At 70.6% G+C, this 26,670-nt stretch carries 15 protein-coding genes and 3 pseudogenes; 9 read left to right on the top strand and 9 right to left on the bottom strand.

Going from position 1 to position 26,670, the window contains the following annotated elements; translation table 11 throughout:
- Positions 1–114: 114 nt before the first annotated feature.
- A complete protein-coding gene (locus tag DJ476_RS30870) occupies positions 115–3,117 on the bottom strand; it encodes an FAD-binding and (Fe-S)-binding domain-containing protein (RefSeq protein WP_112492036.1) in 3,003 nt (1,000 codons plus the stop codon).
- A gap of 64 nt (positions 3,118–3,181) precedes the next feature.
- Positions 3,182–3,757, bottom strand: coding sequence for a MarR family winged helix-turn-helix transcriptional regulator (locus DJ476_RS30875; protein WP_208853547.1), 576 nt, complete (start codon positions 3,755–3,757; stop codon positions 3,182–3,184).
- Between the two features lie 106 nt (positions 3,758–3,863).
- Here DJ476_RS30875 and DJ476_RS30885 point away from each other — a divergent pair, with 106 nt between their 5' ends.
- The 3 genes from DJ476_RS30885 (at position 3,864) to mltG (ending at position 7,629) form a co-directional block, all read left to right on the top strand.
- Positions 3,864–5,690: an ABC transporter ATP-binding protein gene (locus DJ476_RS30885; RefSeq protein WP_112492038.1), complete on the top strand. Its 1,827-nt coding sequence runs from the start codon at positions 3,864–3,866 to the stop codon at positions 5,688–5,690.
- A gap of 79 nt (positions 5,691–5,769) precedes the next feature.
- On the top strand, positions 5,770–6,381 hold the full coding sequence (locus tag DJ476_RS30890) for a hypothetical protein (protein WP_112492039.1): 612 nt from the start codon (positions 5,770–5,772) through the stop codon (positions 6,379–6,381).
- A 390-nt stretch (positions 6,382–6,771) separates the two neighbouring features.
- A complete protein-coding gene (gene mltG, locus DJ476_RS30895) occupies positions 6,772–7,629 on the top strand; it encodes an endolytic transglycosylase MltG (RefSeq protein ID WP_112492040.1) in 858 nt (285 codons plus the stop codon).
- A gap of 51 nt (positions 7,630–7,680) precedes the next feature.
- On the opposite strand, the gene DJ476_RS30900 is transcribed toward mltG, so the two are convergent.
- The 6 genes and pseudogenes from DJ476_RS30900 to DJ476_RS36140 all read right to left on the bottom strand — a co-directional run bounded on the left by DJ476_RS30900 (position 7,681) and on the right by DJ476_RS36140 (position 13,207).
- Positions 7,681–8,793 (bottom strand): NAD(P)-binding domain-containing protein, encoded by a 1,113-nt coding sequence (locus DJ476_RS30900; RefSeq protein WP_112492041.1) that lies wholly within the window; start codon positions 8,791–8,793, stop codon positions 7,681–7,683.
- A 54-nt stretch (positions 8,794–8,847) separates the two neighbouring features.
- On the bottom strand, positions 8,848–10,074 hold the full coding sequence (locus tag DJ476_RS30905) for an LLM class flavin-dependent oxidoreductase (RefSeq protein WP_112492042.1): 1,227 nt from the start codon (positions 10,072–10,074) through the stop codon (positions 8,848–8,850).
- On the bottom strand, positions 10,071–11,102 hold the full coding sequence (locus DJ476_RS30910; RefSeq protein ID WP_112492665.1) for an ABC transporter substrate-binding protein: 1,032 nt from the start codon (positions 11,100–11,102) through the stop codon (positions 10,071–10,073). Before DJ476_RS30910 ends, DJ476_RS30905 begins: the two co-directional genes overlap by 4 nt.
- Positions 11,103–11,137: 35 nt before the next feature.
- A pseudogene (locus DJ476_RS30915) lies at positions 11,138–11,996 on the bottom strand (ABC transporter ATP-binding protein).
- A pseudogene (locus DJ476_RS30920) lies at positions 11,969–12,866 on the bottom strand (ABC transporter permease). Before DJ476_RS30920 ends, DJ476_RS30915 begins: the two co-directional pseudogenes overlap by 28 nt.
- A gap of 239 nt (positions 12,867–13,105) precedes the next feature.
- Positions 13,106–13,207, bottom strand: a complete 102-nt coding sequence (locus DJ476_RS36140) for a putative leader peptide (RefSeq protein WP_367814115.1) — start codon at positions 13,205–13,207, stop codon at positions 13,106–13,108.
- Positions 13,208–13,281: 74 nt separating this feature from the next.
- Between DJ476_RS36140 and DJ476_RS30925 the strand changes: the two genes are divergently transcribed.
- Positions 13,282–13,704 carry a secondary thiamine-phosphate synthase enzyme YjbQ gene (locus tag DJ476_RS30925; RefSeq protein ID WP_112492043.1) on the top strand — a complete coding sequence of 141 codons (423 nt, stop codon included), beginning with the start codon at positions 13,282–13,284 and terminating at the stop codon, positions 13,702–13,704.
- A 1,144-nt stretch (positions 13,705–14,848) separates the two neighbouring features.
- Positions 14,849–17,128 carry an alpha-xylosidase gene (yicI, locus tag DJ476_RS30935; protein ID WP_112492044.1) on the top strand — a complete coding sequence of 760 codons (2,280 nt, stop codon included), beginning with the start codon at positions 14,849–14,851 and terminating at the stop codon, positions 17,126–17,128.
- A gap of 241 nt (positions 17,129–17,369) precedes the next feature.
- Here the strand turns inward: yicI and DJ476_RS30940 are convergent, their stop codons facing one another.
- Positions 17,370–20,186, bottom strand: coding sequence for a glycoside hydrolase family 3 C-terminal domain-containing protein (locus DJ476_RS30940; protein ID WP_112492666.1), 2,817 nt, complete (start codon positions 20,184–20,186; stop codon positions 17,370–17,372).
- 363 nt (positions 20,187–20,549) lie between these two features.
- Between DJ476_RS30940 and DJ476_RS30945 the strand changes: the two genes are divergently transcribed.
- The 4 genes and pseudogenes from DJ476_RS30945 (at position 20,550) to DJ476_RS30960 (ending at position 26,659) form a co-directional block, all read left to right on the top strand.
- Positions 20,550–22,217, top strand: a complete 1,668-nt coding sequence (locus DJ476_RS30945) for an extracellular solute-binding protein (RefSeq protein WP_112492045.1) — start codon at positions 20,550–20,552, stop codon at positions 22,215–22,217.
- Between the two features lie 35 nt (positions 22,218–22,252).
- A pseudogene (locus DJ476_RS30950) lies at positions 22,253–23,307 on the top strand (ABC transporter permease).
- Positions 23,304–24,233, top strand: coding sequence for a carbohydrate ABC transporter permease (locus tag DJ476_RS30955; protein ID WP_112492046.1), 930 nt, complete (start codon positions 23,304–23,306; stop codon positions 24,231–24,233). Before DJ476_RS30950 ends, DJ476_RS30955 begins: the two are co-directional and overlap by 4 nt.
- Before the next feature lie 188 nt (positions 24,234–24,421).
- Positions 24,422–26,659: an exo-alpha-sialidase gene (locus tag DJ476_RS30960; RefSeq protein ID WP_112492667.1), complete on the top strand. Its 2,238-nt coding sequence runs from the start codon at positions 24,422–24,424 to the stop codon at positions 26,657–26,659.
- Positions 26,660–26,670: the final 11 nt, after the last annotated feature.

Here is a 26,670-nt window from a genome sequence, read left to right on the forward strand (position 1 = left end):
GATGGTGCGCAAGGGAGCCCAATTGGACTCCCGTACTCAAACCATGGACTTTTCTCCGGGGCACGCGAAAGCCCCGACTGGTTCAACCAGCCGGGGCCTCCGGAACCGCGCCGATCAGGCCTTCTCGGAGCCCTCGACTGTCTGGCCGCCGGTCGGTCGGGTGGCCCGCTCCAGCTCGATCAGAGCCGAGCGGTACGGGTGGCCGGTGGCCCGTTCCATGCCGACCTCGCACATGCGGTTGGCCGAGAGATAGGTGTCGTACGTACGGGAGTTGACCTCGGCCGCCTCGCCGGCCGTGGCGGAATCGGTCAGCTCCTTGTGCAGCATGCCCCGGTCGCCCGCGAACGCGCAGCAACCGGCGCCGTCGGGGACGGTGACCTCATCGGCACAGGCCTCGGCCAGCGCGCGCAACTGCCCGACGTCGCCCAGGTGTTCCATCGAGCAGGTCGGATGGACGACGGCCGAACCGGCCCTCTCGAACACCGTCAGCTCCGGCAGCAGCTCGTCGGCCGCCCATACGAGGGAGTCCACGACGGTCAGCTCCCGGTGCAACTCCCGGTTGTCGTCGGTGAGATACGGGACGACCTCCTCGGCGATCCCGAGCGTGCAGGAGGACGCGTCCACGACCAGCGGCAGCGCCCCGCCGCCCGTCCAGCCCCAGACCGCCTCCACGATCCGGTTGGCCATGATCCTGTTGCCCTCCTCGTACCCCTTGGAGTGCCAGATCGTCGCGCAGCACGTCCCCGCCACGTCCTCGGGGATCCACACCGGCCTCCCGGCCCGCGCGGAGACGGCCACGACGGCCTCGGCCAGGGAGGGGGCGCTCTCCGCTCCGGTCCGAGGTCCCCTGCCCGGTCCGACCTCCGGTCCGGCGAAGATGCGGTTGACGCAGGCCGGGTAGTAGACCGCGCTCGCTCGGGCGCGTGCGGTGCGCGGCAGCTCCCGGGCGGCGGCGCCGGGGAGCTGGGGCAGCCACTCCGGTACGAGATCGGGGCGCACGGCCCTGCGCGCAAGCCGGGTCACGGTCGCGAGGAGCCGGTCGCCGCCCCGCTCGCCGATGGCGTCCCCCGCCCCCACGGCGAGCCGCGCCGAGGCCTCCACCACCCGGAAGTTCTTCGCGGTGAGCGCGGCGATCCGCTCCTCGCGCGGGGTGTGCCTGCGGTGGCGGAACCCCTTCATCATCGCCCCGGTGTCGATGCCGACCGGGCAGGCGAGCTTGCAGGTGGAGTCCCCGGCGCAGGTGTCCACCGCGTCGTACCCGTAGGCGTCGAGGAGTCCGGTCTCCACCGGGGAACCGTCCGCCTGCCGCATCATCTCCCGCCGCAGCACGATTCGTTGGCGCGGAGTGGTCGTCAGATCCTGGCTGGGGCACGTCGGTTCGCAGAAGCCGCACTCGATGCACGGGTCGGCGACCGCCTCCACCTTCGGAATGGTCTTCAGCCCCCGCAGATGGGCGCGCGGATCACGGTCGAGCACGATGCGCGGCGCGAGCACCCCTCCGGGGTCGATGATCTGCTTCGTCCGCCACATCAGCTCCGTCGCCCGCGCGCCCCACTCCTTCTCCAGGAACGGCGCGATGTTGCGGCCGGTGGCGTGCTCCGCCTTGAGCGAGCCGTCGAAACGGTCCACGACGAGGGCGCAGAACGCCTGCATGAACGCGTCGTACCGCTCGACGTCCTCCGGCCGGGCGGCGTCGAACGCGAGCAGGAAGTGCAGATTGCCGTGGGCCGCGTGCCCGGCCACGGCCGCGTCGAAGCCATGGCGGGACTGCAGCTCCAGCAGCGCTTCGCAGGCGTCGGCCAGCCGGTCCGGCGGCACCGCGAAGTCCTCGGTGATCAGCGTCGTCCCCGAGGGGCGGGAGCCGCCGACCGCCGTCACGAACGCCTTGCGCGCCTTCCAGTACCCGGCGACCGTCCCCGCGTCCCGGGTGAACGCGTTGGTGACGGAGGCGGCCGGAACCACCAGGTCCAGCCCCCGCAGCACCTCGGCGGCGGCCCGCTCGTACGCCGCCTGGGCCGCCTCGTCCGGGGCGCGGAACTCGACCAGCAGCGCCGCCGTCTCCCGGGGCAGCGCCGCCCAGTCCGCCGGAACGCCCTTCACGCTGACCGAGGCGCGCAGGGTGTTGCCGTCCATCAGCTCCACCGCGATGGCCCCCGCCTCGTTGAACCGGGGCACGGCGGCAGCGGCGGCGGTGAGGGACGGGAAGAAGAGCAGCGCGCTGGTGACCCGCCGGTCCAGCGGCAGGGTGTCGAAGACGGTCTCGGCGATGAAGCCGAACGTCCCCTCGGAGCCCACCATGAGACCGCGCAGGATCCGGACGGGCGTCGCGCCGTCGAGGAAGGCGTCCAGGCGGTAGCCGTTGGTGTTCTTGATGGCGTACTTGGCACGGATACGGGCCGTCAGCTCCTGGTCCGCCTCGATCTCCGCCTTGAGCGCCAGCAGCCCCGCGCAGAGGTCGGGCTCCGCACGGGCCAGCTCCTCGTCGGCGGCGGGGTCGGCGGTGTCGACGACGGTGCCGCTCGGCAGGACGAAGGTGAGCGAGGCGAGCGTCCGGTAGGAGTTGCGGGTGGTGCCCGCCGTCATGCCCGAGGCGTTGTTGGCGACGACCCCGCCGACCGTGCAGGCGATGGCGCTCGCCGGGTCGGGGCCCAGCAGCCTGCCGTACCGGGCGAGGGTGGTGTTGGCCCGCAGGACGGTGGTGCCGGGGCGGATGCGGGCCCGCGCCCCGTCGTCCAGCACCTCGACGCCGGTCCAGTGGCGGCGGACGTCGACGAGGATGTCCTCGCCCTGGGCCTGGCCGTTGAGGCTGGTGCCCGCGGCCCGGAAGACCACCTCGCGGCCCTTGCCGTGGGCGTACGAGAGGATCGCGGAGACGTCGTCGAGGTCCTCGGGGACGAGCACGACCCGGGGGAGGAAGCGGTACGGGCTGGCGTCGGAGGCGTACCGCACGAGGTCGGAGACCTTCCAGAGCACCTTCTCCGCGCCGAGCAGGGCGATCAGCTCGGAGCGCAGCGGCTCGGGGGTGCCGCCCGCGCTCCGGTCGGTGACCCGGTCGACGGCGGGTTCGCGCGCCGTACGGGGGCGGAGGGCCTCCGGATCGGGCTCCAGCAGCGGCATGTCGGCGTCCCTTCGGCGGTCGTACGGTGCACGGCCCCCGGCCCGGGGCCGTGCGCACCCGGTCTCAGCAGTGGCGCTCCGGCATTCCGTCGACCAGGGCGGAGAGCAGCCCGCCGAGCACCTCGCGCTGCTCGGCGGTCAATGGAGCCAGGATCTCCTCCGCGGCGGCCCGGCGCGCGTTGCGCAGGGAGCGCAGCGTGGCGCGCCCCTCGTCGGTGATCCGGATGCGCACCACCCGGCGGCTGTCCGGATCGGGGGCGCGGCGGACCCGCCCGCTCGCCTCCAGGGCGTCGACCAGCGTGGTCACGGCGCGCGGGACGACGTCCAGGCGCTGGGCGAGATCGGCCATCCGGGGGGCCGCGTCGTAGCTCGCTACGGTCCGCAGCAGCCGGAACTGGGCCGGGGTGATCCCGATCGGCTCCAGCTGGCGGCTCTGGATGCGGTGCAGCCGGCGCGTCAGCCGCAGCAGCTGCTCGGCGAGCATGCCGTCGGGGTCGCGGTCCCGGTCCCGGTCGTGTTCGCGGTCGCGAGCGGGACCGGTGGCGGGACCGGTGGCGGGGCCGGTCTCGGGGCTGGGCGACCGGCCGGCCGGTCCGGCCGCATCCGGGGCGTCGGCGGCGGGGGAATCTGAGGCGTCCATACGGGAACAATATCAGGACCCCGTTCATTGTGAGTATAGGTAACAATGAGCTAAGCTCTGAACGTCGGACCCGTCCGGCCGTTCCTCACGCCCACCGAAGGAGCCCATGAAACCCGACGAACCCACGTGGACGCCCCCACCCGACGCCCGCCCGCTCGCCGACCGCGCGCCCGGTGAGGTGCGCCGCATCCTCCGCCTCTTCCACCCCTATCGCGGCCGGCTCGCCGTGGTCGGGCTGCTGGTCGGCGCCTCCTCCCTGGTGTCGGTCGCCTCCCCGTTCCTGCTGCGCGAGATCCTGGACACCGCCATCCCCCAGGGGCGGACGGGACTGCTGACGCTGCTCGCGCTCGGCATGATCCTCACCGCCGTGCTGAACAGCGTCTTCGGCGTCCTGCAGACCCTGATCTCGACGACCGTCGGCCAGCGCGTCATGCACGACCTGCGCACCGCCGTCTACACCCAGCTCCAGCGGATGCCGCTCGCCTTCTTCACCCGGACCCGCACGGGCGAGGTCCAGTCCCGCATCGCCAACGACATCGGCGGTATGCAGGCGACGGTCACCTCCACCGCGACCTCGCTCGTCTCCAACCTCACCGCCGTCATCGCCACCGTCGTCGCCATGCTCGCGCTCGACTGGCGGCTCACCGTCGTCTCGCTGCTCCTGCTGCCGGTGTTCGTCGCGATCAGCCGCCGCGTCGGCCGGGAGCGGAAGCGGATCACCACCCAGCGCCAGAAGCAGATGGCCGCCATGGCCGCCACGGTGACCGAGTCCCTCTCGGTCAGCGGCATCCTCCTCGGCCGCACGATGGGCCGCTCCGACTCCCTCACCAAGGGGTTCGGCGAGGAGTCCGAGCGCCTGGTCGACCTGGAGGTGCGCTCCAGCATGGCGGGCCGCTGGCGGATGTCGATCATCGGCATCGTCATGGCCGCCATGCCCGCCGTCATCTACTGGGTGGCCGGACTCACGGCACAGCCGGGCTCCACCGCCGTCTCCCTCGGCACGCTGGTCGCCTTCGTCACGCTCCAGCAGGGGCTCTTCCGCCCGGCGGTGAGCCTGCTCTCCACCGGCGTGCAGATGCAGACCTCCCTCGCCCTCTTCCAGCGGATCTTCGAGTATCTGGACCTCGAGGTGGACATCACCGAGCCGGAGAACCCCGTCCGTCCGCCCCGGATCCGCGGCGAGATCGCCTTCGAGAAGGTCGACTTCAGCTACGACGGCCAGGGCGGCAAGGGAGCCCCCACCCTCCGGGGCATCGACGTGACCGTGCCCGCGGGCACCAGCCTCGCCGTCGTCGGCCCCACCGGCTCCGGCAAGTCCACGCTCAGCTATCTCGTCCCCCGCCTCTACGACGTCACCGGCGGCCGGGTCACGCTCGACGGGGTCGACGTCCGCGACCTGGACTTCGACACACTGGCCCGGGCGGTCGGCGTGGTCTCCCAGGAGACCTACCTCTTCCACGCCTCCGTCGCCGACAACCTCCGCTTCGCCAAGCCGGAGGCCACCGACGAGGAGATCGAGGCCGCGGCCCGCGCCGCACAGATCCACGACCACATCGCGTCCCTGCCCGACGGGTACGACACCCTCGTCGGGGAGCGCGGCTACCGCTTCTCGGGCGGCGAGAAGCAGCGCCTCGCCATCGCCCGCACCATCCTCCGCGACCCGCCGGTGCTGATCCTCGACGAGGCGACCAGCGCCCTCGACACCCGTACGGAACACGCCGTGCAGGAAGCGATCGACGCGCTCTCCGAGGGCCGCACCACGCTCACCATCGCGCACCGCCTCTCCACCGTCCGCGACGCGGACCAGATCGTCGTCCTGGACGACGGGCGCATAGCCGAGCGCGGCACCCACGAGGAGCTGCTCGACCGGGACGGCCGCTACGCCGCGCTGGTCCGCCGCGACTCCCACCAGGCCCCGGCCCCGGCCTCCTGAAGGCGTACGGCGGTCAGCCGCACCCCGGCTACGGCCCCGGTATCACCGGCCCACCGCCCGTACGGCATGATCGCCGCGCATGAGCGCTCTCCTCGGGGTCGAACTCCCCGGCTACCGGACCGTGGACACCGACACCTGGCTGAACGGCCACGGCGACGTACTGTCCCTGCACTTCTTCGACCTGGTGCCGGATCTGCCGGCCGCCCTGGACGACGGCCCGGCCCTGCGCCACGGCCTGACCCGCTTCACGGCGGAGGCGGGCGGCGGGCTCATCGAGGCCTCGGTGAAGCGGCTCGGCGGGATGCCCGCCCTCCGCCAGATACTCAAGCTGCCGCTCCCGGGGCAGCCCAGCGGCCAGGCGTTCATCGGCAGCTTCACCGTGCCGCGCGCCACCTGCAGCATGGTGGTGAAGATCCAGGCGGCCGAGCGCGGCATGACCGGGATGCGGGAGGGGGTGGTGATGGCCAGGCTCGGCCCCGAGCAGTACTTCCGGCCGCATCCGTACGCCCCTGAGGTCCAGGGCGGGCTGCCCTTCCACGAGGCTGACCACGACCGGTGGGACGCGGACTTCCCGGACCACCCGCTCACCCGGGTCCGCCGGACCCTCGAAGCGCTCGCGGAGGCGGTGACGGTGGACCCCGGGTTCGCCGCCCTGCCGCCCTTCACGGGCCCGGTCACCACGGCTCCATAGCGGCGCCCACGCGGGCAACGCAGCGGCGCCGCCGCTCCCGTGGGACGGGGAGCGACGGCGCCGGGCGGAGCGATGGTCAGACGAGCCAACCCACGAAGTGGACGATGCCGGCCAGCAGGTTGGTCAGGAAGTTCATCTGGTCTTTCTCCTTGTGCGTGATGCAGGTGTGGGACGTGCGCAGTAGCGGTCTGCAGCCCGTTGACTGCGCTCTGCAATCATCGCGCCCCGGAAGGGTGAAGAGCGAGGAATCCGGTGACGATCACGCGTTCCGGCGAACACCCGATCCCCTGTTCGTGTGTTCTGGTGGTGCGGTACGGCGTTCGTGTCGCCGGAGCCGACGCCGCAGCCGGGCTACCGGCCCGGGGGAGCACACCGGGTTAACGTGCCCGCATGGTGAACGAGTCCCCGGACGCCCGTCCCCGTCGCAGACTCCGCCCGACCCGCCGCGGAAAGATCGTCCTGGTCGTCGCCGCGCTGCTCGTCGTGTCGGCCGCCGTGCTGATCCCGCTCTCCCTGCTCGGCTCCGACGAGAAGGAGAAGAAGCAGGAGCGCCCGCAGGCCACCCTGGTGATCCCGGAGGGCTGGCGCGCCTCACAGGTGTACGAAGCCGTCGACCGGGCGCTCGGCCTGAAGCCCGGCTCCACACAGAAGACCGCGACGACGGTGGACCTGGAACTGCCCGAGCAGGCCGAGGGCAACCCCGAGGGGTACCTCTTCCCGGCCACGTATCCCATCGACTCCGCCACCACCCCCACCAGCCTCCTGCGCTATATGGCGGACACCGCCCGCAAGCGGTTCGGGGCCGACCACATCACCGCCGGAGCCCAGCGCAACAACGTCACCGTCTACGAGACGGCCACCATCGCCAGCATCGTCCAGGCCGAGGCCGACACCGCATCCGACATGGGCAAGGTCGCCCGGGTCATCTACAACCGGATGCTCAAGGACATGCCGCTGCAGATGGACTCCACCATCAACTACGCCCTCAAGCGCTCCACCCTGGACACCACGACCGCCGACACCCAGCTGGACAGCCCGTACAACAGCTACGTACGCAAGGGGCTGCCGCCGACGCCCATCGCCAACCCGGGGGAGGAGGCCCTGCGCGCCGCCATCAGCCCCACGCCCGGCCCCTGGCTGTACTTCGTCACGGTCGCCCCCGGGGACACCCGCTTCACCGACAGCTACGACGAACAGCAAAGAAACGTCGAGGAGTTCAACCGCAACCGCCGAGCGGCCACGGGCTGACGCCCCCGCCGCAGGAGCGGTCGTCACCAGCCACCCCGGCCCCCGCCCCCGTCACGCGGCCGCCCGGGCCGTCTCCTCCGCACGCCGTCGCCCATCGGCCCCCTCCAGCAGCCGCAGCACCGAGCGCACGGCGGCGCGCCCGGCCCGGTTGGCGCCGATGGTGCTGGCGGACGGCCCGTACCCGACGAGATGGACGCGTCCGTCCCGTACAGCACGGGTGTCCTCGGCCCGGATGCCCCCGCCCGGCTCGCGCAGCTTCAGCGGGGCCAGATGGTCCACGGCGGGCCGGAAGCCGGTCGCCCAGAGGATCACGTCCGCCTCGACCGTACGGCCGTCGTCCCAGGCCACTCCGGTCGGCGTGATCCGGTCGAACATCGGCAGCCGGTCGAGCACTCCCTGCTCACGGGCGCGCCGCACCGCGTCGGTGACCGGCAGCCCGGTCACGCTCACCACGCTCTGCGGCGGCAGCCCGTTCCGTACCCGCTCGTCCACCATCGCCACGGCGGCCCGCCCCCACTCCTCGGTGAACGGGCCCTCGCGGAAGACCGGTTCGCGCCGGGTCACCCAGAAGGTCTCGGCGGCGTACTCCGCGATCTCCATCAGATGCTGCGTACCGGAGGCCCCGCCCCCGACCACGATGACGCGCAGACCCGCGAACTCCTCCGGCCCCGGATAGTCCGCCGTGTGCAGCTGTCGCCCCCTGAATGTCTCCTGACCCGGGTAGCGCGGCCAGAACGGCCGGTCCCAGGTGCCGGTCGCGTTGATCAGGGCGCGCGGGGCGTACGCCCCCTCGGACGTCTCCACGAGCAGCCGCCCGCCGCTCCCCTCGCGTACGGCACGCACCTCGACGGGCCGGTGGACCCGCAGGCCGAAGCGGTTCTCGTACGCGGTGAAGTACTCACCGATCACCTCGGACGAGGGCCGGTCGGGGTCCGCGCCGGTCAGCTCCATGCCCGGCAGCGCGTGCATCCCGTGGACCTTGCCGTACGTCAGCGAGGGCCAGCGGAACTGCCAGGCGCCGCCCGGCCGGGGCGCGTGGTCCAGGACGACGAAGTCACGGTCCGGCTCCAGACCGACACGGCGCAGATGGTGGGCCGCGGAGAGCCCCGCCTGCCCGGCGCCGATCACGACCACGTCCAGCTCGCGCACCCCATGAATGTTCACGTTTCTACTAACTAGCGGGGCGCCCGGGATCTTCCCGAGCGCCCTACCCAGCGTTCAGCGGCCTCCGGCGACCAGCAGCGGCGCCCCACCGGGAGCCGGAGCCGACGGGCCCGCGCCCGGAGCCCGGGTCTCGGCACCGGAGGCCCCCAGCAGCGGGGACGCCGGTACGGTCGACAGCAGCCAGCGCCGCGCCAGCTCGGGCGTCACGCCCTCATCGAACCAGTACGCCTCCTCCAGATGCGGATAGCCCGAGAGCACGAAGTGCTCCACGCCCAGCGCGTGGTACTCCTCGATCCGGTCCGCGACCTCCGCATGACTGCCCACCAGCGCCGTGCCGGCCCCGCCCCGCACCAGACCGACGCCCGCCCACAGGTTCGGCGCGATCTCCAGCTTCTCCCGCGAACCGCCGTGCAGCGCCAGCATCCGCTGCTGCTCCACCGACTCGCTCTTTCCCAGCGCCTGCTGCGCCGCCGCGATCGTGTCCGCGTCGAGATCGTCCAGCAGCCGGTCGGCCGTCGCCCACGCCTCGCGCGAGGAGTCTCGCGAAATGGTGTGCAGCCGGATGCCGAACCGGACCGTTCGCCCCTGCTCCTCGGTCAGTCCCCGGATCCAGTCGATCTTCTCCTTCACCTGGGCCGGCGGCTCGCCCCAGGTCAGATAGACATCGGCATGGGCGGCGGCCACCGGACCGGCCGCAGCCGAGGAGCCCCCGAAGAAGATCTCCGGCAGCGGGTCCGGCGGGAGCGCGGTGAGCCCGCCTTCCACCTGGTAGTGCTCGCCGTCGAAGTCGTACGGCTGCCCGCTCCACGCGCCCCGCACCACCGACAGGAACTCCGCCGTGCGCGCGTAACGCCGGTCGTGGTCCAAGTGGTCCCCGAACCGCCGCTGTTCGGTCGAGTCGCCACCGGTCACCACGTTGAGCAGCAGCCGCCCCCGGGTGATGCGCTGATAGGTGGCGGCCATCTGGGCGGCGAGCACCGGCGAGATGACCCCCGGCCGGAAGGCCACCAGGAACTTCAGCCGCTCGGTGTGCTGGGCGAGCGCCACCGTGGTCAGCCAGGCGTCCTCGCACCACGTGCCGGTCGGCGTCAGCACGGCCTCGGAACCGAGCTGTTCGGCCGCCTTGGCGATCTGGGCCAGATACTCGATGTCCGGGGCGCGCACCCCGCTCACCGGGGTGATCCGGTCACGCTTGATCCCGCCGTCGGTGTAGGCGTGCCGGTCCACGAGCGTCCGGCCGTCACCTCCGGTGGGCAGGAACCAGTGCAGATGTACGTTCACGACGAGGCCTTTCCGTAGGAGCGGGGTGCGGTTGTGGAGGCGGGAAGGTCCCGGTTGAAGCGGGTGTCGACGTAGTCCTCGAAGGCGAACCGCCGGGGGGTCAGCTCGAGTTCGGCGAAGGTGTCGGCGATCTCCTGCTCGGAGGCGATGGCGGCGTCGTCGATCGCCACCGGGACCCGGGTGCCGTAGCTGCGCTTCACGGCGTCCAGGGCCACTTCGTAGGGCAGTCCGGTCTCCTTCGCCCGGACCTTCGCCCACTCCTCCGGATGCTCGAACACCCAGCTCTGCGCCCGCTCCAGACGGACTAGCAGATCACCGATGGCCTTCGGTTTCTGCGGATCCTTGAGCGAGGCGGGCGAAGCGACCTGGAAGCCGAGCCCGTTGACGACACCCTCACCGGTGGTCAGTACCCGGGGGTTCCCGGCCCGCAGGATCTGTGAGGTGTACGGATCCCAGATCGCCCAGGCGTCGACCTGGCCCCGGCTGAACGCGGCCAGCGCGTCGACGGGTTGGAGATAGTTCTGCTTCACGTCCTTGATGGAGAGGCCGGCCTTCCGGAGCGGGGCGACCAGCTGGAAGTGGGCCGAACTGCCCTGCGCCACGGCGATGGACGCGCCCTTGAGCTGCTCGGGCTTCTTCAGCGGCGAGTCCTTCGGAACGACGATGGCCTCACCGGCCGGGGAACCGTGCGTCGCGCCCACGACGACGATGTTCGAGTCCGACCCGGCGGCGAAGACGGGCGGGGTGTTGCCCACCCCGCCGATGTCCACGGCCCCGGCGCTCACCGCCTCCAGCAGAGGTGGTCCGGAGGTGAAGGTGGACCACTTGACGCGGTAGTCGAGGTCGTCCAGCTCTCCGGAGGCCCGCAGGATGGCCTCGTAACCACCCTTCTGGTCACCGACGTTGAGCGTGACGCTCCCCTTGACGTCGGTGCTGCCTCCCGACCCCGTGGACGAAGCGCCGCCCCCGCAGGCGGCGAGGAGCAGGGCGAGGGGGAGGAGCAGGGCGGGCAGGGCGCGGCGTTTCATGCGGTTCTCCGTGACGATCGGGAGGGGAAGGGGGGTCATGCGTCCGAGCCGGTGGCGACTCCGGCTCCGGTCCCTGTGGCGGCAAGGGCGTCGGCATCGGCACCGGATTCGGCACCGGCACGGGCACCTGCGTCGGCGGGGCCGTCCTCGACGCCCAGCTCGCTCAGCAGCCGGGCCCGCAGGCCGGTGAAGCCGGGGGCGCCGACCCCGCGCGGGCGGTCCAGGCCCACGGGGGTGTCGTACGCGATCCGCCCGTCCCGCATCACCAGCACCCGGTCGGCCAGCAGCAGGGCCTCGTCCACGTCATGGGTGACCAGGAGGACCGCGCAGCCGCGCCGCTGCCAGAGTTCGGCGACCAGCTGCTGCGCCTTGATCCGGGTCAGGGCGTCCAGCGCGCCGAACGGCTCGTCGAGCAGGAGCAGATCGGGCTCCCGTACCAACGCGCGGGCCAGGCGAGGCGCGTTGGGCCTCGCCGCCGGAGAGCGTATCGGGCCAGGCGCCCGCCCGGTCGGTCAGCCCGACCTCCGCCAACGCCTCCTCGGCCAGGGCGCGTTCGGGTTTCCCCGGCAGCCCCAGCAGGACGTTGCGCCAGACCCGCTTCCAGGGCATCAGGCGCGGTGCCTGGAACGCGACGGCACGGCCCCGGGGCGCCGGCACGGTCCCGTCTATCTCCCGGTCGAGCCCGGCCAGCACCCGCAGCAGGGTCGACTTGCCGAACCCGCTGCGCCCCAGCAGCGCGGTGAACTCACCGGCTTTCAGGGTGAGATCAAGGTCATCGATGACGGCACGCCCGTCGAAGGCCCGGGTGAGCCCCTCGACCCGTACGGCGGCTTCGGACTCTCCGGCGGGAGAGGGGGCCGGGGCGGTCACTGGCCGGTGAAGGTCGGTCGCCATTGCAGCAGCAGCCTTTCGAGGGTGCGGACGATGACGTCGGCGGTGAGGCCGAGGAAGGCGTACACGACGAGGCAGACGACGATCACGTCGGTGCGGAAGAACTCCCGGGCCTGGTTCATCAGGAACCTGATCCCGGCGTCGGCGTTGATGGACTCACCGAAGACGAGCGCCAGCCAGGCGGTGGCGAGGGAGTAGCGCAGCCGGTCATGGCCCCGGGCAACGCCCCCGGCAGCACCACATGCCGGATGAGCCCCCACCAGTTGAGCCCCAACGACTCACCCACTTCGATGAGTTGGGCGTCCACGCCGCGAATGCCCGCGTACACGTTCAGGTAGAGATGGAAGGCGACCCCGAGCGCGATGAGCGCCACCTTCGGCGCCTCACCGATCCCGAGCCAGATGATGAACAGCGGGATCAGCCCCACCCACGGGACGGTCCGCAGCATCTGTACGGTCGCGTCGACCAGGTCCTCCCCGAGCCGCGAGAGCCCCGAGACCAGCGCGAGCACCGTCCCGACGACTCCGCCGAGCACCAGCCCCACCGCGACCCGCTGGAGAGACACCCCCCATGGCGGCCGGGAAGGGTCCCGTCCGCGATCAGATGACCCCCCGCCCGGGCGATGGTCCCCGGCGAGGCGAGCACGTCCGGGTGCAGAACCCCCGTAGCGCTGAACACCTGCCACAACGCGAGCAACAACAGGGGCCCCACGGTCCGCCGCACCCACCGGGCCACGGACCGCAGCCGCGCCCGCCGCACGGACGCCGGGACGATCGGCTCCAGGCCGGGTGGCGTACGGCTGCCGGGGGAGAGGCCCTTCTCCGGGGCGGCGGACAACCCGGTCGGTCCGGGCGGTGCGTGACTGATGGTCATGGGGGCTCCACGGGGGGCGTGAGCAGGGGAAACCGGGGACGGCGACAGGACGCGGCGCCCCGGCCGAGGACGAACGCCCGGGCCGCACGGCCCGGAAGCCGGACAGCGGGCCGCGCCTCCCGGCGATCCGGAGGGAGAGACGGGGGACGAGGTCAGAAGCCCAGCAGGACAGCGCAGAGTGAGGCAGCACGCGCCGTGGAAGGCGGAGCGGCCGGAGCGGTACGGGCGCCGGGTGAACGTCAGCAGCCGCGACGACACGCGGCGGATGCCACCCGCAGCAGGTCGATGTGACCGCGCGAGGTGAGCAGAGCTGATCGGAAAATGGCGCTGAACGTAGTCATCCGTTCAGGAGACGGTCAAGGGCGTCCCGGAGCGTGGACGTGGCATCTCGCGCCCCGGAAGGGAAGATGGAGGCATGTCCGATTCCTTCACCACCACGGTCCTGAACATCACCACGGGTACGGCGGAGACCGTCATGGACCTGACGCGGGAGTGCGAGGAGTTCCTCACCCGCTCGGCGTCCGGCCGCGACGGCCTCCTCAACATCTTCGTCCCCCACGCCACGGCGGGCATCGCCGTCCTGGAGACGGGCGCGGGCAGCGACGACGACCTCCTGACCGCCCTCCACCACCTGCTCCCGGCGGACGACCGCTGGCAACACCGCCACGGCAGCCCGGGTCACGGCCGCGACCACGTACTCCCCGCCCTGGTGCCGCCCCACGCGACCCTGCCGGTGATCGGGGGCCGACTGGAACTGGGGACCTGGCAGTCGGTGTGCCTGGTGGACACGAACCGGGACAACCCGGAGCGGCAGGTGCGGTTGTCGTTCTTGGGGTAGGTGTCGGCTCGGCGCTTCGTGTGCGCAGCAGGGCGCTGCCGCCCGGCGATCCACGCGCGGAATGGCTCAGCCCTGCTCCGCCGCAACAGGCAATCCGGCGGTTCAAGGAGCCGGTCCTAAGTGGTTGCTGGCCCGTTCCGGGAGGATGTTCACGAGCCGGAGAGCGGTCGAGCGATGCTTCGTGAGCGGGCACCGGAACTGCCCTGCCTGGCAGCCGCCCTGAGAGCCGCGGACGCGGGGGCACCGGTAGTGACGGTGCTGTCCGGGCCCCTCGGGATCGGACGTCAGGTGAACGCTACGGTGACGAAGCACTCCCGGACTTCGCGCGGTCCCTCGCTCCCACCTCGGCGCCCGGTACCGTCAGGGCGCTCACCGCACTACTGGACCCGTTCGGCGAGGGACTCGACGACGACACCGCGCTCCTGGCGATGACCGTGCCCCCGGGCGAGCGGTGACGGGGCGGAGCGGGCGGTCGGCGCGAGAGGCTCGGGACAGGCAGTGATCAGCCCTGCCGGCGGAGGTCCAGCAGCGCGTGAGGGGTGTCGGACGCGAGAGCTTGGCGCATATGACGCCCCCGCGACACAGGAGCGACACATTGCCTGATGGGTTCTCATGCACGGTTCGAGGCTGCTGGAGGGGAGCTCACCTGTGTGAAGGTCGCCGCCGTGCCGGCCGGTGCGGCTCGTCCGGTACGAGATGGAGGTGCGGCCGGCGACAAGCCGGGAAGCTGCTGGGAGCTACCGGGCTCGGAACGGTTCGAAGCGCTTCGATGACGCGTGGATCGAATTCTGGTACAAGGGCGGTCAGCCCACCCATGAGATGCCTGGCTGTCGGTGAATCCCTTGACCACGGCGACGTTTGTTGGAACGGTGTCGGACGTCAGCGTATGCACGGCATGTCGAAGCGGTTCGATGCATGGAGTTCAGATGCGGGTGCCGCACGGCCTTCGAGGAGCAGGTAGTCGCGCGTGCAGCTCTTCGCGGACCTCCGCACCCCGTCGAAGCCGTCGGTGCGCACCGGTTCGAAGGGGAAGTGCGGGGCCCCGCGTGACCCGCGGTCTCCGACAGGTCCAGCAGCCGAAACGCACCGAGCCGGCCCTGTGCTCCTCGCCTGATCACGCCATCCTCACACCAAGGAAGACCAGATGAAGTTCACCGACGGCTTCTGGCTGATGCGCGAGGGCGTCCGCGCCTCGTACGCCACCGAAGTGCGCGATCTCCATGTCAGCGCCGACCACATCACGGCCTACGCGGCTGTCACGCGCGTGAGCCATCGTGGAGACACTCTCAACACGGCTCTCATCACCACCGAGTTCTTCTCACCCGCAGAAGGGATCATCGGCGTACGCGTCACCCATCACGCGGGCAAGCGGCACTCCGGGCCCGACTTCGAGCTGCCGGGCGAGGGTACGTGGGCCAGTGCGGGCCATACCCGGCGCGAGGGCGATCTCGTCGAGCTGCGCAGCGGGCCGCTCACTCTGCGCCTCGACACCGGGAAGCCGTGGTCGCTCGACTTCCTGGACGAACGCGGCCACCGGCTGACCGCCGCCGAGCGCAAGGGCAGCGCCTTCGTGACCACTTCCGAGGGCGCCCACCACATGGCCGTCCAGCTCGCTCTCGGCGTCGGAGAGCAGGTCTACGGGCTCGGCGAGCGCTTCACGCCCTTCGTCAAGAACGGCCAGACCGTGGACATCTGGCAGGCCGACGGCGGTACCAGCAGCGAGCTGGCGTACAAGAACATCCCGTTCTACCTCTCCTCGCGCGGCTACGGCGTCTTCGTCAACCACCCCGGCAAGGTGTCCTTCGAGGTCGGATCGGAGTCGGTGGGCCAGGTCCAGTTCAGCGTCGAGGACCAGGCACTGGAGTACTACGTCGTCGCGGGACCGACTCCCAAGGAGGTGCTCGTCCGCTATACCGCCCTCACCGGTCGCCCCGCCCTGCCGCCCGCATGGTCGTTCGGCCTGTGGCTCACCACGTCCTTCTGCACCGCCTACGACGAGGCCACCGTCACGTCCTTCGTCGACGGCATGGCGCAGCGGAACATCCCGCTCTCCGTGTTCCACTTCGACTGCTTCTGGATGCGCCAGTACCAGTGGTCGGATTTCCAGTGGGATCCGGAGACCTTCCCCGACCCGGAGGGCATGCTCGCCCGTCTGAAGTCCCGCGGACTGAAGATCAGTATGTGGATCAACCCGTACATCGCGCAGAAGTCGACGTTGTTCGCGGAGGGCGCCGCTCGCGGGTTCCTGGTCCGGCGGCCGAACGGCGACATCTGGCAGTGGGACCTCTGGCAGCCCGGCATGGCCTTGGTCGACTTCACCAACCCCGAGGCCCGGGCATGGTTCCAGGACAAGCTGAGGCCGCTGCTCGACCAGGGCGTCGACTGCTTCAAGACGGACTTCGGGGAGCGCGTGCCGACGGACGTCGTCTGGCACGACGGCTCCGACCCCGAGCGGATGCACAACTACTACGCCCACCTCTACAACAAGACCGTCTTCGAGCTTCTGGAGGAGGAACGCGGTACCGGTGAGGCCGTCCTCTTCGCCCGTTCGGCGACCGCCGGCGGGCAGCAGTTCCCCGTTCACTGGGGCGGCGACTGCTTCGCTTCCTTCGAGGCCATGGCCGAGTCGCTGCGCGGTGGGCTTTCCCTGTCCCTGAGCGGCTTCGGCTTCTGGAGCCACGACATCGGCGGCTTCGAGGGAACCCCGGACCCGGACGTGTTCAAGAGATGGCTCGCCTTCGGCCTGCTCTCCTCGCACAGCCGGCTCCACGGCAACGTGTCCTACCGGGTGCCGTGGGAGTTCGGTGAGGAGGCTGTCGACGCCGCGCGGCAGTTCACCCTGCTCAAGCACCGGCTCATGCCCTACCTCTACGGGGTGGCCGTCGAGGCCCACGCCACCGGTGTCCCCGTGATGCGCCCCATGCTCCTCGAATTCCCCGAGGACCCAGCCTGCCGCACCGTGGACCGGCAGTACATGCTCGGCCCGGACCTCCTCGTCGCACCCGTCTTCACCGCGGACGGCGAGGTGGAGTACTACCTGCCGCGGGGGACCTGGACTCATCTGCTGAGCGGTGAGAAGGTGGCCGGCCCCGTGTGGCGGCGGGAGAAGCACGGCTTCGACAGCCTGCCGCTCTTCGTGCGAGCGGGAGCGGTTCTGCCCCTCGGCGCGGACGACCAGAGGCCGGACTCCGACTGGCTGGACGAGCTGACCTTGCGCGTCCATCCGGCTTCGGTCGGCACGCCCCTCCGCCGTTCGGTCACGGTGCCCGACCTCGAGGGCCGGGTGGCGGCGGTCTTCCACCTCGCCCAGGACGAGGACGGCCTGCGCGTGCGTGCCGAGGGGACGGATCGTTCCTACCGCGTTGAGGTGGTCGGCGGCGGCTGTGTCCGGGGCGCCGGTGAAGTGGTCGTGCCCATGCCCTGACGAGCCTCTTCCCCGCGCCTCGGGGCGCCCCGGTGGTGCCTACCGGCCCTTCCCGCGGAGGGGCTGCCGCGCCCGCCGGGGCCTTCGACGGGTGCCAGGGGTGGTGCGTACCGGCCGCTACCCGCAGAACGGCCTCGCGCTCGAGTGGGGCCGACCGTACCCGTGCTCGACGCCATGGACCAGGGCGAACACGGCGAAGCCCGGCACCTGGGGGTGCCGGGCTGTACTGCGGCTGTAGGCCTCAGCCGGTGAAGGAGACCCTCGCGAGCCGTACCGGGCCGTTCAGCCGGATGTGCAGATCGTGCACGCCGGACAGCGAGAGACCGGCGGGGGTGGTCGCATAGGTGTAGGGACCGTCGGCGACGGGTGTGCAGGACGCGAGGAGTGTCCCGTCGGACAGCCGCAGTTCCACGGTGGCCGGTCCGGTCGCGGCCGTCTCCGCCGACGCCGTGACGACCCCGCCCCCGAAGTCGCAGCCTCGGAAGACCAGTTCGCCGGTCACGCCGTCCATGGCTGTCACCGCGTCGCCCGTCACCCTGGTCCGGTCCACGATCACGGTGCCGCGCTGTTCGTCGTAGTCCGCCGCATCGAGGCCGCTGTCCAGTACGGGACGCGGAGCGGTTTCCTCGCCCTCGATCCGGAGGTCGGAGGTGAGTCGGATGTCCGCGCTGGAGGCGCCGACGAGGATGACGCGCCGGCCCGCGTCGACTGTCCAGCGGCCACGGGAGACATCCCAGAAGCCGAGTGCCTCGACGGGCACCTCGAACGCGAGCCGTCGTGCCGCGCCGGAGGCGAGGTGCAGCCTGCGGTGGGCGAGGAGCTGCCGCTGCGGTCTGGGGACGGCCGAATCCGGCACCTGGACGTAGACCTGGGCCACCTCGTCCGCGTCATGCGTTCCGCTGTTGGTCACGGTGAAGGACACCTGGACGGTGTCTCCGGCGCGCGCGGTCGACAGATCGTCATAGGCGAAGGAGCTGTAGGAGAGGCCGTGGCCGAACGGATAGAGAGCGGTGCCCTCGTAGTACAGGTAGGTCTGACGGCTGCCGATGATGTCGTAGTCCAGCAGGTCGGGCAGTTCGGCGTCGGAGGTGTACCAGGTCTGCGGAAGCCGTCCCGCCGGCGACACGTCGCCGGCCAGGACCCGGGCGAGTGCGGTGCCCGCGGCCTGCCCTCCGTGGGCGGTCCAGAGCAGGGCGGGAAGGGCGGCATCCGCGTCGGGCATCGCGTACGGGTACGAGGAGACGACGGCGAGCACCGTACGGGGATTCGCGGCGTGGGCCGCGCGCCACAGGTCGGTCTGGTGGTCGGGCAGGCGCAGTGTGGTGCGGTCCTCGGTCTCGCGGCCGTTGATGTGCGGGTCGTTGCCGCCGACGACGACGACCACGTCGGCGGCCGCGGCCGCCGCGGCCACGTCGTCCACACCGCGACTCACGGTCACGATGTCGAAGACATCACCCTCTTCGGCGACCTTCAGACCTCCGGCGGTCACCGACACGTACCGGCCCGTGCCGACATGCTCGAGGAGGTGGCCCGTACCGTGTTCCTCCGGACGGAACGTCTCCTGCACCACCCAGCCCCCGGGCTGGACGGCCGACGCGCGCAGGAAACCGTCCTCGGCGACCGAAACGTAGGCGCCGTCGGGGGCCCGGAAGGTCAGCAGTCCGTCACCCCAGTCCACCGCGGTGAACGCCGTCGGGTCGCTGCCAACGGTCAGCGGCGCGAGATCGGTGCGACCACTCAGCAGGGCCGGGTCGAGTGCTCCTTCGGCTCCTCGCACCGTCGCCGCTGCCGACGGGGAAGGGACACGCACCCAGCCGGCCGCTGTGCGCAGCCGCACCCGGTCGGCGCCTTCGGTGAAGGAGACAGCGGCTGTGCCGAAGCGCTCGCGCAGTCCGTCCAGGGGCGTGGAGCGGTGGATCAGCGTGCCGCTGTACCAGTCCAGCTTGCACTCGTCGGCGAGCAGCCCGACCAGGGCGATGCGTGTGCCTTCGGCAAGCGGCAGCAGGCCGTCGTTCTTGAGCAGTACGACGGCCTGCTCGGCGGCCTCCCGCGCGAGCGACCGGTGCTCCGGGGTGTCGAACGCCGCGGCCTTCGCGTACGGGTCCAGCTCGGGATCGAACTCCCCGAGGCAGAAGCGCATCCGCAGGAGTCGGCGTACGGCCTCGTCGACTGTCTCGTCCTGGAGCAGCCCGAGGTCGAGTGCCCCGCGAACGCGTCCGACGATGACGGAGGAGTCCTGGCCGTGGTCCGTGAAGCTGTCCACACCGGCGCGCAGGGCGGCGGCCACGGCTTCCTCATGGGTGTCGCAGTAGTCCTCGGAGTCGACCAGGTTGGAAGGCGCACCGGCGTCGGAGCAGACCACCAGGGGCTGGTCGGTCCAGGTCCGCAGCTGCGTGTCCAGCAGGGGGGAGAGGTGGTTCGGCCTGCCGTTGACGAGGTTGTACGAGGGCATCACTCCGGCGACGGCCCCCGCCTCCACCGCGGGGCGGAAAGCCCGGAGGTCGTACTCGTGCAGGACCCGGGGGCGGATCGAGGAGGAGCTCGTGTCCCGGTCGGTCTCGTTGTTGTGGGCCAGCCAGTGCTTGAGCACCGGTGCGGTGCGCCAGTAGACGGGGTGGTCGCCGCGCAGGCCGCGGGTGTAGGCGACAGCGATGGCGGACGTCAGCCGAGGGTCTTCGGAGTATCCCTCTTCGTTGCGGCCCCACAACGGGTGCCTCAGCAGGTTGACCGTGGGGGCCCACACGTTGAGTCCGACTCTCGGATCGTTCGCCCGCATGGCGCGGGCCTCCTCCCCGACAGCCTCACCGACCTGGCGGACGAGGTCCTCGTTCCACGTGGCTCCCAGCCCCACGGCCTGTGGGAAGACCGTGGCGGGCCCCATCCACGCGACGCCGTGGAGGGCCTCCTGACCGGTACGGAACGCCTCGATGCCCAAGCGTTCGACGGGGGGCGCGAACTGGTGCAGCATCGCGATCCGCTCATCGCGCGTGAGCTGCCTGAGCAGGTCGTCCACGCGCTCGTCGAGGGAGAGGGTGGCGTCACGGAAGGACGGCCGCATGTCGGTCACAGAGTTCCCCAAGGGTGAGCGATCTCAACAGTGAAGCAAGATTCGAAGCGCTTCGATGCTGAAGGTCCCTGCGAGGAGTGTCAAGACGCAGCCGCCTCGGCCAAGTGCTCATCGAAGGTGAGGGGCCGCTGTTGCATGCTCAGCAGAGAAAGCGAAACCAAAGAATCCCGGGGCGACTCTTGAACGGCTTGCCTTCCTCACTTAACCTCGCTGCAACATCGAAGCGCTTCGACGAAGCGGTCGGTCGACCACTCCTTGCCTTGTGAGTCCCAGCTCGCCTCATCCGCCGACTTGCATGCGTACGGCCGCTCCCGAATGCCTCCCGGCTGCCCGCATGACGAAAGGGGCTATGCCATGCCCGACACCAGAGCTCCCAGCCGGAGAACGTTCCTCGGCTCCACCGCGGTCGCCGCGATCGCCGTCGCCGGCGGTGTGCCCCTGCTCAGCGCGTGCAGCGGTTCGTCCGGTGACAGCCGCGCCGAGGGTGTCACCACGGGGAAGAAGCTTCAGGGCATCCTCCCGGCCTTCGTCGGGTCCGACGTCGTGAAGCCGGACCTGCCGAGCACGAACGGGTCAGCCGTGGCTTTCACCACCGCGCTGCCGGCCTCGAAGCTCGCCGTCTCCGTGCCTGAGAAGCTCGGCAAGGGCAGCACTGTCTCGATCATGGCTCCCCTCTGGGGAACCTCCCCCGAGAACGGCAACCCGTACTGGACGGCGATGGACGAGGCCATCGGCGTGAAAGTGAACTGGCAGAACCAGGACGGCAACACCTACGGGCAGAAGCTCGGTGCCGTCCTCGCCTCCAGCTCGGTCCCGGACGTCGTCGTGGTTCCCGCCTGGGAGCTGGGCGGGAAGATGCCCAGCGCCATCAACAACAAGTTCGCCGACCTCGGCCCGTACCTGTCGGGCGACAAGGTCAAGGACTACCCGAACCTGGCTGCGATCCCCACCAACGCCTGGCAGCGGGCCGTCTTCGGCGGCAAGCTCCGCGGCCTGCCCATGCCGGCCAGCGACATCCCCAATATCGCGCCCTTCTACCGGTCCGACCTCTTCAAGGCCAAGGGCTACCAGCCGCCCACCACCACACAGGAGTTCTTCGACCTCGCCAAGGAGATCACCTCCGCCAGGAGCAGGGTCTGGGCCTGCGGCGACATGACCTGGGCCGCGTACAAGTTCTTCGGTGTCCTCGACGAGAAGCCCGCCTGCTGGAAGCTCGTCGGTGACAAGCTGGTCCACCGGATCGAGACCCCCGAGTACCTCGAAGCCCTCGAGTGGTCCCGCTCCCTCTACTCCGCCGGATTCGTGCACCCGGACGCCAAGGCCGAGAGCGGAGACATCGGCAACCTCTTCACCGCCGGCCGGGTGTGGATGTACAACGCGGACATCTCCGACTGGTACGGCAAGACCGTCGTCCAGCGGGGCGACAACCCGGGCTTCTCCATGGCCGCCATGGACTACTTCCACCACGACGGAGGCAAGCCGCGCCTCTTCGCCGGCTCGCCCTCCAACATCTGGGCGTTCGTCAACAAGAACGCCGACGAGAAGACGATCCGAGACGTCCTCGCCGTCGCCAACTACACGGCGGCCCCGTACGGCACCAAGGAACAGCGCCTCAAGGCGTACGGCGTGGAAGGGCTCCACCACACGCTCAAGGGTGACGAGATCACCAAGACCGAAACCGGCAACAACGAGGTCTTCGCGACCTACGAGTACATCGCGAGCCCTCAGCAGTTCTTCGCCTACCCCAACCACCCCGACGTGGCCGAGGGGATGGTCCGCTGGCAGCAGCGCATGGGCGCGTTCGTCACCCGGCCCCTCTTCTACGGCATGCAGGTCCAGGAGCCGAACCGCTGGGCCGAGCTCAGCAGCCAGTTCGAGGACCTGGAGAAGGACATCGTGCGAGGCCGGAAGAAGATCAGCGACATGCAGCAGGCCGTGTCGGACTGGCGCTCCCGCGGTGGTGACCAACTGCGTGACTGGTACCGGAAGCTCCTGGACGACGCCGGCGACCAGGCGTCCTGACAGCACCGGCCCGAGGGGGAACAAGGAGAAAGCACGTGCCGCAGAGCAAGCTGGCGGGTCCAGAACGCGCCGCTGACGACAGCAGGAAGGTCCCGGCTTGCTCCGGCCCGGCCGAGGGGGCGGATACAGCGAGGCGGGCGAACGTCCCCGTCGGCGCCTCCCAAGGCATCGGCTGGAGAGTCAGACTGCGTCGCGATCGCACGCTGATCCTGATGACCCTGCCCGCGGTCCTGCTCGTCCTGGTCTTCAACTACGTGCCTCTGCTCGGCAACATGGTGGCGTTCCAGGACTACGACCCCTACCTCGGGGACAACGCCTTGCAGGCCATCCGCGAGAGTCCGTGGGTGGGCATCGAGCACTTCAGCCGCATGCTGGAGGATCGTCTCTTCTGGCAGGCGCTGGAGAACACCCTGACGATCTTCCTGGTGCAGCTCACCCTGTTCTTTCCCGTGCCGATCCTGCTCGCGCTGCTCATCAACAGCTTCGTCCGCCCCGGGTCCGCGCCGTCGCGCAGGCGGTGCTGTATCTCCCCCACTTCTTCTCGTGGGTTCTGGTCATCACCATCTTCCAGCAGATGTTCGGCGGCGCCGGCATGCTGGCCCAGACCTTGCGCGAGCACGGCTACGAGGGCATCGACCTGATGACCGATCCCGGGCTGTTCAAGTTCCTGGTCACCTTCGAGATGATCTGGAAGGACGCGGGCTGGGGCGTCATCATCTTCCTCGCCGCGCTCTCCGTCATCAGCCCCGACCTGTACGAGGCGGCGGCGATGGACGGTGCCTCGCGGTGGCGGCGGATGTGGCACGTGACGCTGCCGGCCCTGCGTCCCGTGGTCGCCCTGCTGCTGGTGCTACAGGTGGGCAACGCCCTGACCGTCGGATTCGAGCAGATCCTTCTCCAGCGCACCGCGGTCGGCCCGACCGCTGCCGAAGTCCTCGACACCTACGTCTGGAACGTCGGCATCCAGTTCGGCGACTTCAGCTACGCGGCAGCGGTCGGAGTCATCAAGGGAATCATCGGCCTCGGTCTCGTACTGGCGGCCAACAAGGTCGCCCACATGATGGGCGAGCAGGGGGTGTACAAGCGATGAGCACCGTGTGGGGTTCCACGCGTCTCGGGGGGTCCCGCGGCCGGCTGCGGCCGGTGTGGGAGGAGGAGCCGAGCCGGGCCGGTCTGGCGGCGAAGGCCACGGTACTCGTACTCGCCTGCGCGGCGATCCTCTTTCCCCTGTGGATCGTGATCGTCACCAGCCTGTCCTCGGTGAAGACCATCACGGAGGCCGGAGGGCTCGTCGTCGTCCCCCGCGAGATCACTTTCGTGGCCTACCAGGAACTGCTCGGCGGAGGGCAGGTGACCCGGGCGGCGCTGGTGAGCGTGGGAGTCACGACCGTCGGCACCATCTTCAGCATGACCGTGTCCGTCCTGTGCGCCTACGGTCTCTCCCGCAGCGGATCACTGCTGCACCGGCCCCTGCTGGTGACCCTTCTCGCCACCATGTTCTTCGGCGCGGGTCTCATCCCCACCTACCTGCTGGTCCAAGGGATCGGGCTGACCGACACCTACCTGTCCCTGATCCTTCCCAGCGCGGTCAACGTCTTCAACATCCTCGTCCTGCGGTCCTTCTTCATGAGCGTCGCACCCGAGCTCCTCGACAGCGCCCGCATCGACGGTGCCGGTGACCTCCGCATCCTGTGGACGATCATCATGCCGCTGTCCCGCGCGGTCCTCGCCGTGATCGGGCTCTTCTACGCCGTCGGCTACTGGAGCGCCTGGTTCAACGCGTCGATCTACCTGAGCGACCAGAGCATGATGCCGCTGCAGAACGTGATGATGCAGTTGGTTCTCAAGCAGGAACGACCCACGGGCCTGGCACAGGCCATCAACACCGGCCAGCTCTCGCCCCTGTCGATCCAGATGGCTGTCATGGTGCTCGCACTGCTGCCGGTGGCCGTGCTGTCGCCGTTCGTCCAGAGGCACTTCAAGAAGGGCATGCTGACGGGCGCGGTCAAGGGCTGAGACCCACCGCACCGCCGGTCCCGGACGCCGTCGCCCGGCCCGGTGGTCTCCCTCACCTGAGCCGTCGTCCGCGGTCCGGTGTGCCTCCCCCCATCTCCGCCGTGTCCGCCCGCCCCTGACCACGGGAGGACACGGCGGTACCGCTCCGCACCGCAACCGCCCCACGAAGAGAGGGTTTCGGCATGTCCATGCTTGAACATCAGCCCGGCAGACGCACGGTTCTCACCGCCGGTGTGCTCACGGGTCTGACGGCCTGGCCCGCGCTGTCCGCAGTCGGCGCCGTCGCCGCTCCGGCGGCCCCCGGCACCGCGCGAGCGTCCTCCGGCACGGCCGGTGCCGCCCAGCAGCATCGTTGGCGTACCGCGGTCATCGGCGGAACCGGTTTCGTCACCGGCGTCCTCTTCCACCCCGGGGTGAAGGGACTCGCCTACGCCCGGACCGACATCGGTGGCGCATACCGGTGGGACAGCCGCACACGCGCGTGGGTCCCTCTCACCGACCACCTCGGCTGGGACGACTGGAACCTGCTGGGCGTCGAGGCCATGGCCATCGATCCCCACCATCGCGACCGCCTCTACCTCGCCGTCGGGACGTACGCGCAGAGCTGGTCGGACAACGGAGCCGTGCTGCGTTCGGAAGACCGGGGAGCCACCTGGTCCCGCACCGATCTGCCGGTGAAGCTCGGGGCCAACGAGGACGGGCGCGGCGCCGGCGAGCGACTCGTCGTCGACCCCGTCGACAGCGACACCCTCTGGCTCGGCACCCGCCACGACGGCCTGTGGAAGTCCACCGACCGAGGTGCCACCTGGGCGCGGGCGGGGTTCGGACCCGAGCCGGTGGCGAACGGGCAGGGAATCACCCTCCTCGTCGCCGCGGGACGAACGCTGTACGCGGGATGGGCCGACGGCGGAACCGCCCTGTACCGCCGCCGTTCCGGCGCCGCCTGGGAGCCCGTCCCAGGGCAGCCGGGAGGCGCCTCGGCCCGCGTGCCCATCCGGGCCGCGTACGACACCGCGATCCGCACGCTCCACGTCACCTACGCCGACGCCCCCGGGCCCAACGGGCAGAGCGACGGCAGCGTGCACGCCCTGAACACCCTCACGGGAGCCTGGACCGACATCACCCCGGTCCGGCCCGGTGGCACCACCTCGGACGGATCAGTCGACACGTTCGGATACGGGGGCGTCGCGGTCGACTCCCAGCGGCCCGGCACCCTGGTGGTCACCACCAACAACCGCTGGGCGGACATCGACACGGTCTTCCGCTCCACGAACGGCGGACGCACCTGGGAATCCCTGAAGGACCGTGCCGTCCTGGACGTCTCCGAGACGCCTTACCTGCGATGGGGCGAGTCCCGGCCCAAGTTCGGCTGGTGGATCCAGGCAGTCGCCATCGACCCCTTCGACTCCCGCCACATCGTCTTCGGCACCGGCGCCACCCTCTACGGAACGCGCGACCTGGTCCACTGGGCGCCTGAGATCCGCGGCCTGGAGGAAAGCGCCGTACGGCAGCTGATCTCCCCTCCCGAAGGCGGGGCGCACCTGATCAGCGGTCTGGCCGACATCGGCGTCATGTACCACGACTCCCTCACCGCCTCGCCCTCCCGCGGCATGGCCACCAACCCGGTCTTCGGCTCCGCCACCGGTCTGGCGATGGCGGCCCGGAAGCCCTCCTACGTCGTACGGACGGGATGGTCATCGAGCCGCAACGGCGCCTGGTCCGGCGACGGCGGCCAGAGCTGGAAGCCCTTCGCGAGCCAGCCGGACATCGCGAGCACGGCTCCCGGCCCCATCGCGACCAGCGCGGACGGCAGCACCCTGCTGTGGTCGTTCGTCCACTGGGACGGCTCCACGTACGCCACTCACCGCTCGACCGACAACGGCGCCACCTGGACGGAAGTGCCCACCTTCCCCCGGGGCGGCACGCCGGTCGCCGACCCGGGGGACCCGCGCCGCTTCTACGCCTACGACACGGCGAACGGCACCGTTCTCCGCTCGGTCGACGCCGGACGGACCTTCACCGCCGCGGCCACCGGCCTGCCGGCGGGCGACAGCCAGTTCCGCCTGGCCGCCACACCCGACCGGAGCGGCCACCTCTGGCTCTCCGCCAAGTGGAACGGCCTGTACCGATCCGTCGACGGCGGTGCCACCTTCACCAAGGTCGACAGCTGCTGGGCCTCCTACACCCTGGGCTTCGGCAAGGCCGCCGCCGGCGCGGACCATCCGACGGTCTTCCAGGTCGGCGCCACCGACCAGATCACCGCCGTTCTGCGTTCCGACGACGAGGGCGCCTCCTGGACCCGCATCAACGACGACGCCCACCAATGGGGCTGGATCGGCGAGACGATCACCGGTGATCCCCGCATCCACGGCCGCGTCTACCTCGGTACGAACGGCCGCGGCATCCAGTACGCCGACCCCGCCTGACCTCTCCGTCG

The organism is Streptomyces bacillaris (assembly GCF_003268675.1).
Classification (GTDB): domain Bacteria; phylum Actinomycetota; class Actinomycetes; order Streptomycetales; family Streptomycetaceae; genus Streptomyces; species Streptomyces bacillaris.

What these genes read in the sequence shown, in the direction of transcription:
- DJ476_RS30885 (WP_112492038.1), top strand. Translation starts at nt 3,864, where the DNA reads ATGAAACCCGACGAACCCACGTGGACGCCCCCACCCGACGCCCGCCCG.
- DJ476_RS36140 (WP_367814115.1), bottom strand. Translation starts at nt 13,207, where the DNA reads ATGACTACGTTCAGCGCCATTTTCCGATCAGCTCTGCTCACCTCGCGC.
- DJ476_RS30955 (WP_112492046.1), top strand. Translation starts at nt 23,304, where the DNA reads ATGAGCACCGTGTGGGGTTCCACGCGTCTCGGGGGGTCCCGCGGCCGG.
- DJ476_RS30940 (WP_112492666.1), bottom strand. Translation starts at nt 20,186, where the DNA reads ATGCGGCCGTCCTTCCGTGACGCCACCCTCTCCCTCGACGAGCGCGTG.
- DJ476_RS30875 (WP_208853547.1), bottom strand. Translation starts at nt 3,757, where the DNA reads ATGGACGCCTCAGATTCCCCCGCCGCCGACGCCCCGGATGCGGCCGGA.
- mltG (WP_112492040.1), top strand. Translation starts at nt 6,772, where the DNA reads ATGGTGAACGAGTCCCCGGACGCCCGTCCCCGTCGCAGACTCCGCCCG.
- DJ476_RS30890 (WP_112492039.1), top strand. Translation starts at nt 5,770, where the DNA reads ATGAGCGCTCTCCTCGGGGTCGAACTCCCCGGCTACCGGACCGTGGAC.
- DJ476_RS30910 (WP_112492665.1), bottom strand. Translation starts at nt 11,102, where the DNA reads ATGAAACGCCGCGCCCTGCCCGCCCTGCTCCTCCCCCTCGCCCTGCTC.
- DJ476_RS30945 (WP_112492045.1), top strand. Translation starts at nt 20,550, where the DNA reads ATGCCCGACACCAGAGCTCCCAGCCGGAGAACGTTCCTCGGCTCCACC.
- DJ476_RS30870 (WP_112492036.1), bottom strand. Translation starts at nt 3,117, where the DNA reads ATGCCGCTGCTGGAGCCCGATCCGGAGGCCCTCCGCCCCCGTACGGCG.
- DJ476_RS30925 (WP_112492043.1), top strand. Translation starts at nt 13,282, where the DNA reads ATGTCCGATTCCTTCACCACCACGGTCCTGAACATCACCACGGGTACG.
- DJ476_RS30960 (WP_112492667.1), top strand. Translation starts at nt 24,422, where the DNA reads ATGCTTGAACATCAGCCCGGCAGACGCACGGTTCTCACCGCCGGTGTG.
- yicI (WP_112492044.1), top strand. Translation starts at nt 14,849, where the DNA reads ATGAAGTTCACCGACGGCTTCTGGCTGATGCGCGAGGGCGTCCGCGCC.